The 16118-nt window shown below is 49.4% G+C and carries 18 protein-coding genes; 7 read left to right on the top strand and 11 right to left on the bottom strand.

What is annotated here, in order from left to right; translation table 11 throughout:
• Nucleotides 1-43 precede the first annotated feature (43 nt).
• Nucleotides 44-421, top strand: coding sequence for a hypothetical protein (locus tag CDA54_RS03045; protein ID WP_099033524.1), 378 nt, complete (start codon nt 44-46; stop codon nt 419-421).
• Nucleotides 422-442: 21 nt separating this feature from the next.
• Entirely contained in the window at nt 443-946 is a 504-nt protein-coding gene (locus CDA54_RS03040) for a YgjV family protein (RefSeq protein ID WP_308427840.1), read from the top strand.
• 34 nt (nt 947-980) lie between these two features.
• Here CDA54_RS03040 and CDA54_RS19535 read toward each other — a convergent pair whose 3' ends face one another.
• From CDA54_RS19535 to rpsU, 10 genes are all read right to left on the bottom strand, one after another.
• Nucleotides 981-1139: a hypothetical protein gene (locus CDA54_RS19535; protein WP_180237098.1), complete on the bottom strand. Its 159-nt coding sequence runs from the start codon at nt 1137-1139 to the stop codon at nt 981-983.
• The gene (locus CDA54_RS03030; protein WP_229748023.1) at nt 1136-3520 is read right to left on the bottom strand and encodes a bifunctional diguanylate cyclase/phosphodiesterase; all 2385 of its coding nucleotides are present in this window, start codon (nt 3518-3520) and stop codon (nt 1136-1138) included. Before CDA54_RS03030 ends, CDA54_RS19535 begins: the two co-directional genes overlap by 4 nt.
• 30 nt (nt 3521-3550) lie before the next feature.
• Nucleotides 3551-4195, bottom strand: a complete 645-nt coding sequence (locus CDA54_RS03025; protein ID WP_229748022.1) for a methylamine utilization protein — start codon at nt 4193-4195, stop codon at nt 3551-3553.
• Nucleotides 4196-4275: 80 nt separating this feature from the next.
• Nucleotides 4276-5505, bottom strand: coding sequence for a phosphoglycerate dehydrogenase (gene serA / locus CDA54_RS03020; protein WP_099033520.1), 1230 nt, complete (start codon nt 5503-5505; stop codon nt 4276-4278).
• 251 nt (nt 5506-5756) lie between these two features.
• Nucleotides 5757-6413 (bottom strand): ribose-5-phosphate isomerase RpiA, encoded by a 657-nt coding sequence (rpiA, locus tag CDA54_RS03015; protein WP_099033519.1) that lies wholly within the window; start codon nt 6411-6413, stop codon nt 5757-5759.
• Nucleotides 6394-7038 carry a 5-formyltetrahydrofolate cyclo-ligase gene (locus CDA54_RS03010; protein ID WP_099033616.1) on the bottom strand — a complete coding sequence of 215 codons (645 nt, stop codon included), beginning with the start codon at nt 7036-7038 and terminating at the stop codon, nt 6394-6396. The genes rpiA and CDA54_RS03010 overlap by 20 nt, the downstream gene beginning before the upstream one ends.
• 58 nt (nt 7039-7096) lie before the next feature.
• Nucleotides 7097-8929: an RNA polymerase sigma factor RpoD gene (gene rpoD, locus CDA54_RS03005; RefSeq protein WP_099033518.1), complete on the bottom strand. Its 1833-nt coding sequence runs from the start codon at nt 8927-8929 to the stop codon at nt 7097-7099.
• Between the two features lie 141 nt (nt 8930-9070).
• Complete coding sequence (dnaG, locus tag CDA54_RS03000; protein WP_099033517.1) at nt 9071-10837, bottom strand: DNA primase; 1767 nt, start codon at nt 10835-10837, stop codon at nt 9071-9073.
• 98 nt (nt 10838-10935) lie between these two features.
• A complete protein-coding gene (locus tag CDA54_RS02995) occupies nt 10936-11379 on the bottom strand; it encodes a GatB/YqeY domain-containing protein (protein WP_099033516.1) in 444 nt (147 codons plus the stop codon).
• A 122-nt stretch (nt 11380-11501) separates the two neighbouring features.
• Nucleotides 11502-11717: a 30S ribosomal protein S21 gene (gene rpsU, locus CDA54_RS02990; protein WP_062481949.1), complete on the bottom strand. Its 216-nt coding sequence runs from the start codon at nt 11715-11717 to the stop codon at nt 11502-11504.
• Between the two features lie 215 nt (nt 11718-11932).
• On the opposite strand from rpsU, the gene tsaD reads away from it, so the two are divergent.
• Nucleotides 11933-12946 carry a tRNA (adenosine(37)-N6)-threonylcarbamoyltransferase complex transferase subunit TsaD gene (tsaD, locus tag CDA54_RS02985; RefSeq protein ID WP_099033515.1) on the top strand — a complete coding sequence of 338 codons (1014 nt, stop codon included), beginning with the start codon at nt 11933-11935 and terminating at the stop codon, nt 12944-12946.
• A gap of 112 nt (nt 12947-13058) precedes the next feature.
• On the opposite strand, the gene plsY is transcribed toward tsaD, so the two are convergent.
• Entirely contained in the window at nt 13059-13661 is a 603-nt protein-coding gene (gene plsY / locus CDA54_RS02980) for a glycerol-3-phosphate 1-O-acyltransferase PlsY (protein WP_099033514.1), read from the bottom strand.
• Nucleotides 13662-13866: 205 nt separating this feature from the next.
• Between plsY and folB the strand changes: the two genes are divergently transcribed.
• The 4 genes from folB to CDA54_RS02960 are packed head-to-tail and all read left to right on the top strand — an operon-like array spanning nt 13867 to nt 15917.
• The gene (gene folB / locus CDA54_RS02975; RefSeq protein WP_099033513.1) at nt 13867-14220 is read left to right on the top strand and encodes a dihydroneopterin aldolase; all 354 of its coding nucleotides are present in this window, start codon (nt 13867-13869) and stop codon (nt 14218-14220) included.
• On the top strand, nt 14220-14714 hold the full coding sequence (gene folK, locus CDA54_RS02970) for a 2-amino-4-hydroxy-6-hydroxymethyldihydropteridine diphosphokinase (RefSeq protein WP_099033512.1): 495 nt from the start codon (nt 14220-14222) through the stop codon (nt 14712-14714). Before folB ends, folK begins: the two co-directional genes overlap by 1 nt.
• Nucleotides 14711-15511 carry an undecaprenyl-diphosphate phosphatase gene (locus tag CDA54_RS02965; protein WP_099033511.1) on the top strand — a complete coding sequence of 267 codons (801 nt, stop codon included), beginning with the start codon at nt 14711-14713 and terminating at the stop codon, nt 15509-15511. Before folK ends, CDA54_RS02965 begins: the two co-directional genes overlap by 4 nt.
• Nucleotides 15512-15551: 40 nt before the next feature.
• Nucleotides 15552-15917 carry a histidine triad nucleotide-binding protein gene (locus CDA54_RS02960; protein ID WP_099033510.1) on the top strand — a complete coding sequence of 122 codons (366 nt, stop codon included), beginning with the start codon at nt 15552-15554 and terminating at the stop codon, nt 15915-15917.
• Nucleotides 15918-16118: the final 201 nt, after the last annotated feature.

The following is a 16118-nucleotide window of genomic DNA, read 5'->3' as shown; positions in this document are numbered from 1 at the left end:
GCGTTAACTGCTATAGTCAAGGTTAACCGAAGGGAGAAATACTATGCCGACAACCCGTTTGCCTGAAGTTATTGCTCCGCTGGTTGATACGTTGCAGCTGGTTGAATTTGAGTGGCGTGGACGATGTGTGCAGGTCCCCAGATTTGCAGTGTATGCCATTCTCTGCCAGCCCGTATTCTCCCGTGACTATTATCATCAGGGGCGACGCATAGGTATTATTCAGATCGATCCTTACGAGATCCCGGTACTGGATCCTTTTCCGGGTAAATCACAACAAGCGCCGCAATATGCGGTAATCATCAGTCATAGCACCGGTAACAAGTTTGGTCTTTTTGGATACCCGGCCGATGTGGTCAGAGACAATCTGCATCTTTGTGGCGAGCACGCGGCTGTGGAACATATCGTTAAAGCCTTCTGCTGAATCATGTTCTCAGAATCGCTGGTGGCTGAAGCATTCGGGGCACTTGCACTGATTATAAACTTTATCGGATATCGCCAGAACCGGGTCAACCATTACCGGCTTATCTCCGCACTGGGGCTGGCGTGTCTGAGTACGCATTTCTTTTTGCTTGGCGCAATGGCAGCGGGTGTTGGTTGCTCACTCGCATCATTGCGAAATATTATTGCCCTGTGGCATCGTTCACTGATGCTGGTGGTTGTTTTTGTTGTCATACATCTGTTGTTTTTTGCCTATGAATGGTGGGTATTGCAGCATGACTGGAGAATCATACTGGCTTACGCTTCGGCGATTATCTTTGTTTTGGGTTCGATCTTACTGCAGAGGACGCATCATATCCGGCAGTGGTTTATTCTGGCTGAAGGCCTGGGACTGGCTTATGCCGTATCGGTAGGCAGTGTATTTGGGAGTATTTTTAATATCAGCAATCTGACCAGTATCAGCATTAAGTTATATCAGGATCGGGCTAATGACAAAAGCCGGATCTGATCGGGTTCCATCTGAACTCAAGCACCGCCAGGCTTTACTGCTGGTCGTACCTGAGAATGCCGGTACCTTGCTGTTGCCAGCTGGGTTGATTATCAGCATGAATGGCATTGACCTGAATCAGACCGGATATCTCAGCGCTATAGCCTGCAATGCTGTACAAGCCGCTTAGTAGTACCAACAAAAAAATAATCATGAAGACGACTCTGGATAGTTTTTTAGCCACATATCAAAATCTGCTGCGGGCAGTGGTTTGCTCATATAAAAACCCTGTGCTTTATGACAACCAGCCCGCTTCAGAAACGCCAGACTACTGGCATCTTCTACCCCTTCGGCTACGGTTTTAAGGCCAAGGTGTCTTGCCAGACCAAGCAGTGTATTAACCATAATCTGGTCTTCACTGTTGGTGGCCAGATCGAGCACAAAGGCTTTGTCGATCTTAAGTTCATGTACGGGCATTTTCTTCAGTTGAGCCATTGAAGAATAACCGGTACCAAAATCGTCAATGGACAGGATAACGCCCATAGATTTCAGTTTCTCCAATGCCCGGATAGCCATATCCGGATCACTCATTACCGCACTTTCTGTGACTTCCAGGGTTAACCCTCCCTGATTGCCATTGTACTGAGAAAACAGGTCGGCAACGATGTCGGGTAACTGCATATCCACCAGATCCAGTGGTGAGATATTGACCGCCATATTCAGACTCAGTCCGGCCTGAGACCATTTTTGCTGCTGATGCATTGCCTCTTTCAGGGCCCAGCGCGTTACATCACGTATGGCGCCCGTTTGCTCGGCCAGAGGAATAAACTGGTCCGGTGGAATAAAACCGTGTACCGGGTGGATCCAGCGTATCAGGCATTCGGCACCGCTGACCTGACCATCAGCCAACATCAGTTTTGGCTGATAATAGAGCTTTAATTGCCCCTCAGCTAACGCAGAACGTAATTCGGACATCAGGCTCAGTCGCTGCAGGGAATACTTGTTCAGTTCCGGTCGGTATATAGCAAAGGCGCGATGATGACCTTTACAACTGTACATCGCGATATCTGCACACTGAATCAGAGTGCTGGGGTTATCACCGTGATCAGGATAGATGGCTACGCCGATACTGAGATCGAGATCCAGCCGCAACTGCTCTATATCAAAGGGTGTTTTAAATACATCAACCACCTGACTGGCCAGTCTTTTGGGCGTGCTGGAATTGTCACCAAACCAAATCAGGCCAAACTCATCACCGCCCAGCCTGGCCACGAATAAATTATCCACTTCAATATCTGACAGCCTCGAGGCAATTTTCACCAGTAACTGGTCGCCAATACCATGTCCCAGGGTGTCATTAATGTCCTTGAACCTGTCTACATCCATCATCAGGACTACAACGGGGCGATGTTGTGTCAGGGCTTGCTGTAACTGGTTGTTAAACTGATTGCGGTTGGGCAGACCGGTGAGGGCATCAAAGTACGCCATTTGCTGTATTTCCAGCTCCCGCTGTTTAATCCCCTGTTGCATTTCGTCAATGGCTGTTGATAAGGAAGAGATTTCCAGGGTTGTGGATTTGGGAACCTCTTCGACGTACTGTCCCTTGCGGATTTTATTGGTGACATTGACCAGCCGGGTTAGTGGCCGGGTAATGCCATTGGATATTATTACCGCAGCGGTGAGAGCCAGTAAGGCCGCAATAACAAGGATCAGTATCAGCTGTCCGATCAGGCTGTTATAAGACAGATATGCTTTGTCGGCAATGGTGGCAAACAACAACTTCAGTGGCCCATCAGGACTGTTACCAATGTCGGCCGAGGCATAAATATACTCGCGGCTCTGGCCTTCTGCAGGCAGCCAGATTTGTTGCAGCTCTTCTGTCCAGGTCAACGGACCTTTTTGCAAAACATTCGCAACGGGCGAAGCAAACGTTGACGCAATCAGTTTGCCTTCGGGAGCAGGTGAGAAAATGCTGACCTGCATATCCGTTAATGTGATCAGCTCTTGTGTGATTAGTCTCTGCACGTCAACCGCAGCGATGAGCCAGGCATTAACCTTAGGGGAAGACTCGACAAATCTGACGGGCACGGCTTCGAGAAGATAATAACGGCCAGCGATGTCCTGCCAGGTTATCCCGGTTTTTTTTGGAAAATCGATTTCCGGCATTGGTGTAGAGATATTTGTTGTGACAGTAAGCAGCTGATGGTTCTCGTCCAGTACCCAACTGAGATCGGCGTCGATTCTGCGTTGATGGTTCTTGAGGGCTGACAGGAGAGATTCCTGATCCTGTCTGCCGCCCGCGATAAGTTGTTTAGTATTAAAGTCCTTGGCCAGCGTTGCCAGAGCCGAGGCTAACTGATTTGAGCGATTACGGATTTTATCTTTGACAACAATCGCCGAGGTTTTGGCGTGGTCTCTTACCTGACCGGTGCTATGCTGATACGTAGCTTTTTGCACAGTAACCAGTGTCACCACAACAATTAGCGCCAACAACAACAGGAATACCATCAGCATGCGACTGCGTAAAGAGCGGCTGGAGAGCTTCGAGAGCAGAGAGTGTGTCATGGTTTCCACGTTAGCAGGGGATGGCGACAATCAGGTGGCCTGTATGAGATCACTGGCGTACTACTCATAGCCAATAAATTCATCAGTATCTTCTTCAAAGTCTTCCAGTCCCGGCAACAGAGGTTGTTCCAGGCGGACGACGAGGTTTTGAGCAGCAGACACAGTCACTTCTGTGTCCAGCTTATCGGGCTGATCCTGAATTCTGGGGTGACGAATATGCAGCTTGTAGTTGCCGGCCGGCACATTCAGAGCCAGTAGCCCCCGTTTGTCGGTCTGCCCGAAGTAGGGCGTATCCACCACATAAATATAGCCCAACATCCAGTCATGCACGTTACAGCCCAGCTCCACTTTGCCTGTTCCGTCGAAAGGCAGAGGGTCCGGGTTATTGTCTTTATATAACTGCAACTGGAAAGTTTTGGCGGGAGAAAACGAGTAAACATGATGCTGTATGGAGTCAGAATTAGGAAAACTAATCTGGGTACCTTTTTGTACTACCAGGATATGCGGAGAGAATTGTTTATTGATCTGATCCATCTCTGCCACCGCGCCTTCGTTCACCTGCGGCAGCGGCTGCTCTGAGGTGAGATATGCGACGGCACCGGGCACGGGCCTGGCATCATCGGTCTGCACCGACACCCGGACTTCCATTCCCTGCACAGGCAGGCAGAGCAGACAGCAGACAAAAACAGCATAGCGAAGAATCATTGCATTACCGATAGCACAGTCAGACCTCTACTATACCGGTATTGTCGGATCGGTAAAGGGGCCAGAGGCCCCTTGGGCGATCAATGCAGGATGCGGGTCTTAATGGTTCCGTCAATGCTTAGCAAACGCTGGAAGGCTTCATCAGCATCTTCTGAGTCAACATCAATGACCACATAGCCAATCTCAGTTGAGGTTTGCAGATACTGCGCGGCAATATTAATGTGCATTTCTGCAAATGCCTGGTTAATCTGGGTCAGCACGCCGGGTATGTTACGGTGAATATGCAGCAGCCTGGAGCGCCCGTACTGTTCTGGCAGAGAAACTTCAGGGAAATTGACGGCAGACAAGGTGGAGCCATTATCGCTGTATTTTGCCAGTTTACCTGCCACCTCAATTCCTATGTTCTCCTGGGCCTCCTGAGTACTGCCACCCACATGCGGGGTCAGCAGAACATTGTCAAATTCCCGTAGTGGCGAAACAAACTCTTCATCATTGGACTTCGGTTCGACCGGGAATACGTCGATGGCGGCACCGGACAGTTTTTTACTGCCAATATTTTCTGCCAGAGCATCAATGTCGACCACCGTGCCGCGTGACGCATTGATCAAAATGGCGCCATGTTTCATCGTATCCAGCTCAGCATGGCCAATCATATTCGTCGTCTGTGGGGTTTCCGGTACATGCAGGGTGATGACATCTGAGGTCTTCAACAATTGGTTGAGGCTCTTAATCTGTCTGGCATTACCCAATACCAGTTTATCTTCAATATCGTAAAACTGTACCTGCATGCCAAGATGCTCTGCGAGAATGCCCAGTTGGGTACCAATGTGGCCATAGCCGATAATACCCAGGGTTTTGCCCCGGGCCTCGTAAGACCCTGACGCACTCTTGTCCCACTCACCGCGGTGTGCTCTGGCATTTTTCTGAGGAATTCCGCGTAGCAGCAACAGGATTTCACCCAGCACCAGCTCGGCTACCGAGCGGGTATTGGAAAAGGGCGCATTGAAAACCGGAATACCGCGCAATCGGGTGGCGCCTAAATCTACCTGATTAGTACCAATACAGAAACACCCGATGGCCACCAGTTTTTGAGCAGCTTCAACGACACTGGCTGTAATCTGAGTACGTGAACGCACACCAACAAAATGCACGTCCCGAATCTTTTCGATCAATTCTGGTTCGGGTAGTGAGGTCTTCAGGTACTCAATATTGGTATAACCATTGGCTTTAAGGGTTTCCAGCGCACTCTGGTGAACCCCTTCCAGCAGCAGGATGCGGATCTTGTCTTTTGGCAGTGACACTTTGCTCATGAATGTTTCCGTATGGCAATTGACAGGGATAATACCCGTATCTATATATGGGCGTCTGGACGTCTAAATTACCAGATTTAGTATAAGGGTAAAAGCTTTATTTGATCAGTACATCTCGCTGACTATGAAAGTCACGAAAAAGCTTTCTCACCGCGGAGTCGCAAAGGTCGCTGAGAATACAAAGGGTTAAACCTCCGCGCTCTTTGCGTCTCTGCGGTAAATTTTTGCTTTCGTATAATTGGTAAAAAACCTTATTCGCTGATCTGCGGACCCTGCTCGGTGCCTGTTATCACCACATCGGCTCCGCGCTGTGCAAATAAGCCATTACACACCACTCCGGCTATTTGATTGATCTGACGTTCCAGTTCACAGGGGTTAAGGATCTTCAGGTTGTGGACATCCAGAATAAGGTTGCCGTTATCGGTGACCAGTCCTTCACGCCAGACTGGCTGGCCACCAAGTCTGACCAACTCCCTTGCCACATAGGAACGTGCCATGGGAATGACTTCTACCGGCAATGGAAACGCCCCCAGTATGTCTACCTGCTTAGTCTCATCTATGATGCAGATAAATTTACTGGCCACGGCAGCAATAATTTTTTCCCGGGTCAGGGCGCCACCACCGCCTTTGATCATATGACGATGAGACGTAATTTCATCGGCACCGTCTACATAGATATCAAGTTGATTCACCGCATTCAGATCGAACACCTCAATGCCTGCAGCTTTTAGCTTGGCGCTAGAATCTTCAGAGCTGGACACTGCTCCACGGATACGGTTCCGCATCGGCGCCAGACCCTGAATAAAAAAGGCTACCGTTGAGCCGGTACCAACACCGACAATGCTGTCTTGCTGAACATAATCTAACGCAGCCATGGCTGCAGCTTGCTTAAGGGTGTTCTGATCCATGCTTGATCCTCTGAGGTGGTTGTTCCGGAGTATAAACTGCAGATGGTGTAATAATCTTTTGCATCGGCAAATCCCAGGCCTGAGCGGTCAGCTTTTCAGCCTGCTGGCAATCATGCGCCAGACCAATAACCGATACCTTTTTGTGCTGTTGCTCAGGACTGTTCCGGTATAAAGGGGCCAGGGTGCGATCGTAAAAGCCTCCGCCCATACCCATTCGATGACCCAGGCTATCGAAGGCCACCAACGGCGTAAAAATAATATCCAGGTCTGACAGCGGTACGATGCGGGCACATTCGAGTTGCGGCTCTGAAATATTAAAGCGATTCGGGATCATCAGCGTGTTGGACTCATAGCGTACAAACAACAGATGGCCTTTACAAAAGGGGTGCAGAACTGGCAGACACAAATGTTTTTTCTGTTGCCAGCAATAGTCGATAATGGGGGTTGGATCCAACTCACCGTCTTCCGCAAGATAACAGGCAATATTCCCGGCCAGACTGAACTCCGGTAGCTGGTGGCAATGTTCCAGCACTGCAGTACTGGCTTGTTGCTGTTCCAGGTGGCTGAGCTGGCGGCGCCGTTGGCGAAAATGCTGCCGTAGTTCTTGTGGGGTACTGTACTGCATTACTCGGATCGTTTTTTCATAAAGTAAAGGCGCCAACAGGCGCCTTCAGGAGTATTAATTATTGCTCATCCAGGAAGCTGCGTAATTGCTCCGAACGGCTGGGGTGGCGTAATTTGCGCAGCGCCTTGGCTTCAATCTGACGAATCCGTTCACGGGTTACATCAAACTGCTTACCTACTTCTTCCAGCGTGTGATCGGTATTCATGTCGATACCGAAACGCATTCTCAGCACTTTTGCTTCACGGGCTGTGAGTCCTGCCAGTACTTCCTGAGTGGCATTTTTCAGGTTACCCGATGTCGCAGAGTCCAGAGGCTGAATAATCGTACCGTCTTCAATAAAGTCACCCAGGTGAGAATCTTCATCATCACCGATAGGGGTCTCCATTGAAATCGGCTCTTTGGCGATTTTGAGCACTTTGCGGATTTTGTCTTCGGGCATCAACATACGCTCTGCCAGTTCTTCAGGTAAGGGTTCGCGACCCATCTCCTGGAGCATCTGACGAGAGATCCGGTTAAGCTTATTGATTGTTTCAATCATATGCACCGGGATCCGTATGGTACGGGCCTGATCCGCGATTGAGCGGGTGATCGCCTGTCGGATCCACCAGGTAGCATAAGTTGAGAACTTATAACCGCGGCGGTATTCGAACTTGTCCACGGCTTTCATCAGACCGATGTTGCCTTCCTGGATTAAGTCGAGGAATTGCAGACCCCGGTTGGTGTACTTTTTGGCGATGGAAATTACCAGACGCAGGTTAGCTTCCACCATTTCTTTCTTGGCACGGCGTGCCTTGGCTTCACCGATGCTCATGCGCCGGTTGATATCTTTTATATCAACAATGCTCAGGCCTGTTTCGTCTTCCACCTGATTCATTTTGCCGATGCTGCGCTCCAGTTCCTCTTTATATTCGAGTAACTTGGGTACATAAGGCTTACTGGACGCCAGTGCTTTTTCCAGCCAGGTGTTGTCTGTTTCGTTACCGGCGAAGGCACGAATAAAGTCCTTTTTGGGCATCTTGGCATGCATTACACAGTGCTTCATGATGATGCGTTCCTGCACCCGCACTCTGTCCATCATGCCACGCATATTCTTAACCATACGGTCGAATTGTTTGGGTACCAGACGGAACTCTTTAAAAATGTCGCTTAAGTTCGTAATTTCGCCTTTGGCTACCTTGTGTGCCCGGCCTTTGCTGGCAATGGCATCCCGGGTCTTGTAATACTGTTCTCTGAGTGCGGTAAAACGTTCACGGGCCAGTTCCGGATCGACCCCGGTATCGGTTTCTTCGTCGTCTTCATCGTCCTCATCATCGTCTTCATCTTTGAGTTCTTCTTCAGACAACTCTGAACCGACATGAGTGGCCGTAGGGGCGACATCCGTTTCGTTGGGATCGATAAAGCCGAGAACAATATCACTAAGGCGAATTTCTTCGGCTTCATACTGGTCCCATTGATCCAGCAGGTAGGTGATCGCTTCAGGATATTCGGCCACAGAGCACTGAACCTGATTAATGCCTTCTTCGATACGCTTGGCAATATCGATTTCGCCTTCACGGGTCAATAATTCCACCGTACCCATTTCACGCATGTACATGCGTACCGGATCTGTCGTCCGGCCGATCTCGCTCTCAACCGTTGCCAATGCCTGTGCAGCAGCTTCAGCTGCATCTTCATCGGCAGTGGTTTCCTGCATCAGTAATTCATCGGAATCCGGGGCCGCCTCGAACACCTGAATTCCCATATCATTGATCATGCGGATAATGTCTTCGATTTGATCCGAGTCGACAATATCCTGTGGGAGGTGGTCATTGACTTCAGAGAAGGTCAGGTAACCTTGCTCTTTACCTTTTGCGATGAGGAGTTTAATCTGAGACTGCTTGTTCGACGCCATATACCTTCCACTTCTCAAATAAGGGTTTAAATCTGCTCTGAACCGACGCGCAGAGAATTAGCCAGTATAGCAGAACCACCGTAGTGGCCGCTAGCCCGATTATTAGTCAATAACCAGAGTATGGAACCTGATGAGGTCGATTCAGGTTGATTTCATGAGGTTATTAAGTTCCAATTTCTCTTCCCGCGTCAGGGTGCCAAGCCGTGATTTCGATAACAAAGCCTCTATGCGATCATGGCAATACCAATCTAACAATTTAGTAAAACTGTCCTGATAGAGTTTTATCCTGTTTTCTTCATCCACCGGATAATCCAGCACCAGCACCTTTGACAGACTGAGTGCCTGAGGATGCTGACGGAAATATTCCAGCACTTGCATAGTTTGTTTATGGGGATGGTTCAGGCAATATTCAAACACTTCATTAAGCAATGTCAGCCCCGGTATCTCGAGTCCATCCAGCAATTGTGGGTTTACGTCACCACACTGTTTCGCCATAGCCGGTTGTTCAAGTAGCAATCTGAGCATAATACGCACAGGGGAAAGTTTACTTTTCCCCGGAGAACGATAGTCTGATTGGTGAACCCTTTTTTCCTGATTGGCCAGGTTTATATCAGTACGGCGCTGATGCTGAGTCTGTTCACCGGTGAACCGGCTCAGTTCCTGTTCAAGCATGGCGCGCTGATGTTCACCGGCAATTTTCTCAATAAGCGGCATGGCTTCGGCCTTCAGAGCAGCCTTGCCCTCGGTGCTCGAAACATGGTGTCGGGAGAGCAGGTTGTCAAAGAAAAACTTCGACAGCGGTACCGCCTGATCAAGCTGTTGCTCAAAGGCTTCTTTGCCCTGAGCACGCACCATGGAATCCGGATCTTCACCGTCTGGCAAGAACAGAAAACGCATTTCCACACCATCCTTGAGATGCCCCAGTGCATTCTCCAGTGCCCGCCAGGCCGCATCACGGCCGGCACGATCACCGTCGTAACAGCAGATAATCTGTGGTGCAGCACGAAACAGCAGCTGAACCTGTTCTTCGGTCGTGGCGGTACCCAACGCAGCGACAGCATAGTCGATACCGTATTGCGCCAGGGCCACCACATCCATATAGCCTTCCACCACCATCAGCCTGTCTAACCGGCGATGGGCCTGTCGTGCCTGATAATAACCGTATAGTTCACTGCCTTTATGGTAGATACGTGTTTCCGGTGAGTTCAGATACTTGGGGGTGCCATCACCTAATACCCGGCCACCGAAACCCACAACGCGTCCGCGGCGGTCACGAATGGGAAAGATAATACGATCGCGGAAAAAGTCGTAGGTGCGGCCCTGCTCATTGTCGTTGAGTACGCGCAGATCCAGCATCTGCTTGCGCCGCTGTGGGGTGTTACCAAACTGGCTGAGTAAGCTGTCCCAGCTGTCGGGGGCGTAGCCGATACCGAATGATTTGACCACCTCTCCTGAGAGCCCCCGTCGTTTCAGATATTCCACAGCTTTAGGCCCGTCGTCATGATGCTTAAGCTGGTGGCAGAAAAAACGTGAAATTTTTTCCATCAATTCATAATCGTCTTCTTTTTGCTGACGATTTTGCTGGCTCTGCTGAGGGTTCGGGCTTTGTTCTCTTGGCACTTCCACGCCCTGATAGCGGGCCAGTTCTTCGATGGCATCAGGAAATTCGAGACGGTCATATTCCATTAAAAAGGAAATGGCATTGCCATGAGCACCACAGCCGAAACAATGATAAAACTGTTTGTCCTGGCTGACCGTAAAGGAAGGGGTTTTTTCGTTGTGAAAGGGACAACAGGCCTGATAGTTACGCCCGGTTTTTTTCAACCTTACGCGGCTGTCTACCAGTTCCACGATATCCGTGCGGGCCAGCAGATCGTCGATAAAATCACGGGGGATCAATCCTGCCATCCATTACTCCGCTTTATCGAAAAGAGATTAATAAACTTTATATGGAGTATGTCATAGCCAGCACTGGCTGGCTATTAACCACAATGATGCAGATATTCTCACGTCAGCCGGGATTTGATAAGACCACTTAACTGACCCATATCGGTGCGCCCCTGAACTTTGGGCTTTAGCCAGCCCATGACTTTGCCCATATCCTGCATACCTGTCGCGCCGGTCTCAGTCAGAGCTTGTGCAATAAAATCGTCCAACTCTTTTTCTGACAAAGGCTGTGGCAAGAAGTCCTGCAAAATGACTATTTCAGCAGCTTCTTTCTCAGCGAGGTCCTGACGTCCCGCCTGTTCAAACTGTTGCTGAGCGTCTTTGCGTTGCTTGACCATTTTAGTCAGGATTGCAATCACCTCAGCCTCGTTTAATTCGGTCTGACCGTCTATTTCCCGTTGTTTAACTTCAGCCAGAGCCATGCGGATCGTACCAAGGCGCAATTTGTCCTTGTCTCGCATAGCTTGTTTCTGATGCTCTTTAAGGGTGTCGACTAAACTCATTGCAAAGGATTCACTTGTTTTCACCACACTGCCAACATATTTGGCTAACTACGCTCAGTATGTTGACAGCGGATTATCACAGGGCAGAAAAAAGGCGCGATGCCGCGCCCTTTTGTGAGATCTTAGTAAAGCTTGATGCGACGTGCGTTTTCGCGAGCCAGTTTCTTCAGGTGACGCTTTTTAGCTGCAGCTTTCTTGCGCTTGCGTTCCCAGGTAGGCTTCTCGAAAAATTCACGACGACGAACCTCTGACAATACCCCTGCCTTTTCACATGAACGCTTGAAACGACGCAGAGCAACATCAAACGGCTCGTTTTCTTTAACTTTAACAATTGGCATTAAAATCTCACCTCAAAAATAAATGCTTATTACCAGCTCGAAAATTAACCGGCATGGTTAAAAATGGTGCGGAATTTTAATCATATCCGTGGCACTTGTAAAGCCCCGGCGGGTTTTAATTGTTCGGGTGATGGAGAAATTTCTCTGTCGGGGGTAAGATCCGGCCATCTTGAACTAGTCATAATTAAGTGGAAAGAGCACTTGGGGTAAAGCGCATGCGAATACTGGGGATTGAAACATCCTGTGATGAAACCGGCATCGCCATATACGATGACAGACAGGGCTTATTATCACATGAATTGTACAGCCAGGTAAAACTTCATGCCGATTATGGCGGCGTGGTACCAGAGCTGGCATCACGGGATCATGTTCGCAAAGTGATTCCACTGATAGTTAAAGCCATGCAGGATGCTGATACCCGTGCCAGTGATATAGATGGTGTTGCGTTTACTCAGGGACCAGGATTGGTGGGGGCGCTGTTAGTTGGCTCTTCTGTCGGACGTAGTCTGGCATATGCCTGGGAAGTGCCTGCCGTCGGTGTACATCATATGGAGGGGCACTTACTGGCACCGATGCTGGATGATCCCGCACCGACGTTTCCATTCGTGGCGTTGCTGGTCTCAGGTGGCCATACGATGCTGGTAAAAGTGGCAGGAATCGGGCGCTATGAAATGCTTGGTGAGTCGGTGGATGACGCAGCCGGAGAAGCTTTCGATAAGACCGCCAAGTTGCTGGGGCTGGATTACCCGGGAGGCCCTTTACTGGCAAAATTGGCGCAGCAAGGTACGCCCGACAGATTTCGGTTTCCGCGGCCGATGACAGACCGGCCAGGGCTGGATTTCAGCTTCAGTGGCCTGAAAACCTTTGCTGCCAATACCATTCGCGAACAGGGTGACGATAACCAGACCAAAGCTGACATTGCGCTGGCATTTGAAACGGCGGTCGTCGAAACCCTGGCGATAAAGTGTCGCCGGGCACTGGAACAGACAGGGCTGAATCGTCTGGTGATCGCCGGTGGCGTGAGTGCCAACATATCGCTACGACAAAAATTGGAGTCAATGATGAAAAAATCAAAGGGAGAGGTCTTTTACCCCCGGGCAGAGTTCTGCACCGACAATGGTGCCATGATTGCCTACGCCGGAATGCAAAGGCTGCTTGCGGGGCAGCACGAAGGACTGGATGCACGGGCCAAACCACGCTGGCCACTGGAATCCCTGCCCGCGGTTTAAATTCCAATGACCTTTAAGACAATAAAATGAACCACAGAGGCACGGAGGGCACAGAGAAGTTTAAGGGCCAGACCCTTTGTACCCTCTGTGATCTCTGTGGTTAATCCTGTTTTTATTCGTTGGCTTTGCCTTTATCCCATATGCGGCTTTCTTTGCCCTTTATCAGACGGATAATATTGCTCCGGTGACGAAGGATAATCAACACTGACAACATGGCCACTGCTAACGTGTATTGAGGTTTGATAAACCAGGTATACAGAGGAGCCAGCGTAACGGTAATCAGAGCAGCAAGGGATGAGAACCCGCTGATAAATACGGTAACGACCCAGGTGATAACAAGCAGGCCTGACAGATCCAGACCAATAGGAAGCATAGCACCCAATGCTGTTGATACTCCTTTACCGCCCCTGAACCCAAAATAAAGCGGGAAAATATGGCCAAGACAGGCGGCAATGGCCACCAGGCCGAGGAATATGGCTTCAATACCCAGAAAGTAGCTAAGCCAGACAGGTATTGTACCTTTCAATACGTCCAGCAGCAGAGTCAGAATAGCCGCAATGCGTCCACCCAGGCGGTACACATTGGTTGCCCCGGGGTTGCCGGAGCCTTGGGTACGGGGATCCGGCAAACCAAAAAGCTGGCTTACCAGTACGGCACTGGATATTGAGCCTGCAAGGTAGGCGAGAACTATCATTAAAAGCGTCAGAGCTGTCATTATTACTATTCCATGAATACCAATTAGGCATAAAAACGCAGTGGCTACGGTTTCCCTTTATTGCCGCATAGCTTAGAATTTGCCGCGTTATGCTTTGCTGCTCATAATACCTCATTCCCATGATGAGGGGGAGAATGTCAGCATACCTGAGATAAAAAATACAGGCTGAACATAGGCTGGTGTCATTGGAATTTATGAGTATTAAATGGATAAAGTAATAATAGAAGGATTGCAGGTTCAGTCTCTCATTGGTGTTTACGATTGGGAGAGAACAGCCCGACGCCCTCTGTTGGTGGATGTGACATTAGAGGTGGATCTGGCTGCTGCGGCCGCCACTGATGACGTCCGTGACACGATCGATTATGCCAGCGTTGCTGATACATTGGAGCGGGTCGCGCTAAAAAGTCAGTTCTTCTTATTGGAGGCTCTTGCCGGAGCAATGCTCGAAGCACTTTTTACAGATTTTGCCGTGCAGGGGGCGACAGTTAAACTGAGTAAACCCGATATTCTCCCAAATGCCGCGAATGTGGCGATTCAGCTCAGCAGACGAAAACACTGATGGCACAGATATATATCAGTCTTGGCAGTAATATTGATAGAGAACAACATACTCGTGCAGGTTTACAGGCTTTGTCTGATGCGTTTGGTCAGCTAAAACTTTCCAGCTTGTTCGAAAGCGAAGCGGTAGGGTTTGACGGTAGCGCTTTTTATAACATGGTTGTTGGCGCCATAACCACCAGAAGCATTCCCGAAGTGGCACACTTGCTGAAAAAAATAGAGACCGACAACGGCAGGGTGCGAGGGGGGAAAAAGTTTTCACCCCGTACCCTTGACCTGGATTTGTTGCTCTATGACCAGCTCATCACTGATGAGCTGGTGCAATTGCCCCGCGGTGAGATTCTTTATAACGCCTTTGTACTCTGGCCCTTAGCTGAGGTTGCCGGAGAATCAGAGCATCCTGTCGTGCATAAAACCTATGCACAGTTGTGGCGGGAATTTGATAAAAACAAACAACAACTGTGGAAAATCCCTTTTAACTGGAGGCCTCAATGAGCCTGATTGAAATCATTATTCTGGCCCTGATTCAGGGCATCACCGAGTTTTTACCTATTTCGAGCTCTGCTCACCTGATTTTGCCCTCGGCCTTGCTGGGGTGGAAGAATCAGGGGCTGGCTTTTGATGTGGCTGTGCATCTGGGCAGTTTGCTGGCAGTGGTGATTTATTTCCGGCGTGATATTGCATCAATGCTCGTCGCCTGGACTGGGTCTCTGATCAGTGGCCAGCAAACCGACAATAGTCGCCTCGCCTGGTGGGTGATTATGGCCACCATCCCGGCAGTGATCGCCGGCTTTCTGGCCAAGGGGCTGATAGAGACGTATGCCCGCTCGGCGCTGGTTATTGCGATTACGACTCTGGTCTTTGGTTTATTGCTCTGGTACGCCGATGTCAAGGCTAAACAGAATAAGCATATTTATCAATTGAGCTGGAAAAGCGCGTTATTTGTCGGTCTGGCGCAGGCATTGGCGATTGTTCCCGGTACGTCGCGTTCAGGGATCACCATGACAGCGGGGTTAATGGCCGGCCTCGACAGACAAAGTGCTGCCCGTTTCTCATTTCTGTTGTCTATTCCGACCATATTGGGTGCGGGTTTATTGGTTACCCTGGATTTACTGGAAGCTCAGACGCGGGTGGATTGGAGCGCCATGTTTTACGGAGTGGTATTTTCGTTTTTCAGCGCCTACATCTGTATCAGCTTATTTCTGACCTGGATAGGGCGTTTGGGCATGTTGCCTTTTGTCATTTACCGTTTAGTGCTGGGTCTGGTATTACTGGGCTTTGTGTTACTCTGATTTTAAGATGATTTTATTGTAAGAATGAGAGGGGATTGGGATGAGCGACACCTTATTCAGCAAGATTATTAACAGGGAAATTCCGGCAGATATTCTTTACGAAGATGATCAGGCACTGGCTTTTTCCGATATCAACCCGCAGGCACCGGTACATTTTCTGGTGATTCCGAAAAAGCCAATTGCGACGATCAATGATATCGAGCCAGAGGACCGGGAAGTGATAGGCCACTTATATTTAGTCGCTGCGAAACTGGCAAAAGAAATGGGTTTTGCAGAAGAGGGCTACAGGGCCGTGATGAATTGTAATCCTTATGGCGGTCAGACTGTTTATCATATTCATTTGCACGTTCTGGCCGGTAAACCTATGGGCTGGCCGCCTTATCAGGAAACTCTGAAAACCCCCTAGTGTATTGTATGGGGGCATGCCAGTTGTTTTGACACTATGCAGTGAACAAGTCTGAAAGGTTAGTCTCGGGTGATTTTTGCGTATTAAGCGTTGTCAGCTTCTGCCTGCGGACTCTGCGAAAAGATTTCCACGTACCACAGAGAGTTGAAGGTTTTAACGCTTCAGGAGTTCAGTCTGTGGATAGCGCAGCGGATTGTAAGG

Origin of the sequence: Lacimicrobium alkaliphilum (genome assembly GCF_002591895.1) — a bacterium.
Classification (GTDB): Bacteria; Pseudomonadota; Gammaproteobacteria; order Enterobacterales; family Alteromonadaceae; genus Lacimicrobium; species Lacimicrobium alkaliphilum.
The sequence above is the reverse complement of the archived record's forward strand: the minus strand, read 5'-3'. Positions and strand labels throughout refer to the sequence as shown.

Excerpts from the sequence above, each read along its gene's own strand:
- CDA54_RS03045 (WP_099033524.1), top strand. The coding sequence starts at position 44 with ATGCCGACAACCCGTTTGCCTGAAGTTATTGCTCCGCTGGTTGATACG.
- CDA54_RS19535 (WP_180237098.1), bottom strand. The coding sequence starts at position 1,139 with ATGATTATTTTTTTGTTGGTACTACTAAGCGGCTTGTACAGCATTGCA.
- CDA54_RS03025 (WP_229748022.1), bottom strand. The coding sequence starts at position 4,195 with ATGATTCTTCGCTATGCTGTTTTTGTCTGCTGTCTGCTCTGCCTGCCT.
- serA (WP_099033520.1), bottom strand. The coding sequence starts at position 5,505 with ATGAGCAAAGTGTCACTGCCAAAAGACAAGATCCGCATCCTGCTGCTG.
- rpiA (WP_099033519.1), bottom strand. The coding sequence starts at position 6,413 with ATGGATCAGAACACCCTTAAGCAAGCTGCAGCCATGGCTGCGTTAGAT.
- CDA54_RS03010 (WP_099033616.1), bottom strand. The coding sequence starts at position 7,038 with ATGCAGTACAGTACCCCACAAGAACTACGGCAGCATTTTCGCCAACGG.
- rpoD (WP_099033518.1), bottom strand. The coding sequence starts at position 8,929 with ATGGCGTCGAACAAGCAGTCTCAGATTAAACTCCTCATCGCAAAAGGT.
- dnaG (WP_099033517.1), bottom strand. The coding sequence starts at position 10,837 with ATGGCAGGATTGATCCCCCGTGATTTTATCGACGATCTGCTGGCCCGC.
- CDA54_RS02995 (WP_099033516.1), bottom strand. The coding sequence starts at position 11,379 with ATGAGTTTAGTCGACACCCTTAAAGAGCATCAGAAACAAGCTATGCGA.
- rpsU (WP_062481949.1), bottom strand. The coding sequence starts at position 11,717 with ATGCCAATTGTTAAAGTTAAAGAAAACGAGCCGTTTGATGTTGCTCTG.
- tsaD (WP_099033515.1), top strand. The coding sequence starts at position 11,933 with ATGCGAATACTGGGGATTGAAACATCCTGTGATGAAACCGGCATCGCC.
- plsY (WP_099033514.1), bottom strand. The coding sequence starts at position 13,661 with ATGACAGCTCTGACGCTTTTAATGATAGTTCTCGCCTACCTTGCAGGC.
- folB (WP_099033513.1), top strand. The coding sequence starts at position 13,867 with ATGGATAAAGTAATAATAGAAGGATTGCAGGTTCAGTCTCTCATTGGT.
- folK (WP_099033512.1), top strand. The coding sequence starts at position 14,220 with ATGGCACAGATATATATCAGTCTTGGCAGTAATATTGATAGAGAACAA.
- CDA54_RS02965 (WP_099033511.1), top strand. The coding sequence starts at position 14,711 with ATGAGCCTGATTGAAATCATTATTCTGGCCCTGATTCAGGGCATCACC.
- CDA54_RS02960 (WP_099033510.1), top strand. The coding sequence starts at position 15,552 with ATGAGCGACACCTTATTCAGCAAGATTATTAACAGGGAAATTCCGGCA.